General features: G+C 44.8%; 1 protein-coding gene and 1 pseudogene. Both read left to right on the plus strand.

The genetic code is table 11. From position 1 onward, the window contains the following. The coding region (locus R7E78_RS27645; RefSeq protein ID WP_318058821.1) for a DUF4381 domain-containing protein at nt 1-323 on the plus strand (323 nt) is incomplete at its 5' end. Then, nucleotides 316-641, plus strand: a pseudogene (locus tag R7E78_RS27650) (IMP dehydrogenase); the annotation flags it as partial. The gene R7E78_RS27645 and the pseudogene R7E78_RS27650, both read left to right, overlap by 8 nt.

The following is a 641-nucleotide window of genomic DNA, read 5'->3' on the forward strand; positions in this document are numbered from 1 at the left end:
GCTTACTTGCCAAAAAAACGGCATTAAAGCTTTTGACTCAATCCGTCACACCTCATACGCCTTCCTCTGCTCTGGAAATTCTGCGTCAAGCAGCATTGAGTTACTTCCCACGTGAAGACATCGCCCCGTTAACTGGAATGGCATGGTATGAATTTCTCGACAGTCATACCAAAGAGACTCGATTCGTAGACAAACAACAACAGTGGCAAGCCGCGTTATATCAAAAGTCGCCTCAAGAGCAACATCAAGATTTGATCGACGATTGTGCCTTTTGGATAACTCACGCTTTGCCACCGAAGAAAAAGGCAAACACCCGTGACTGAGCAAACACTCATGACAGACCTTTCCCAATGGTTAAACATTGAATTTGTCTGGTGGTGGGCACTTTTTTTGTTGCCCTTACCTCTGCTGATTTACAAGCTTCTTCCTGAAGAAACTCGACAAGCAGAAATCAAACTGGCGTATTTGCCAGAAAGCAAAAACAGCCATAAACCTAAACAATGGCTACAAAAATCGTTAGCTGTAGGCGTTTGGACATTATTGGTCATCGCTTGTGCGAGACCAGTTTGGTTTGGCGAACCTGTCGAGTTTCAACCTAAGTACCGAGACTTAATGCTGGTGGTTGACCTTTCAGGCTCCAT

This window comes from Vibrio sp. YT-19(2023) (assembly GCF_033337395.1).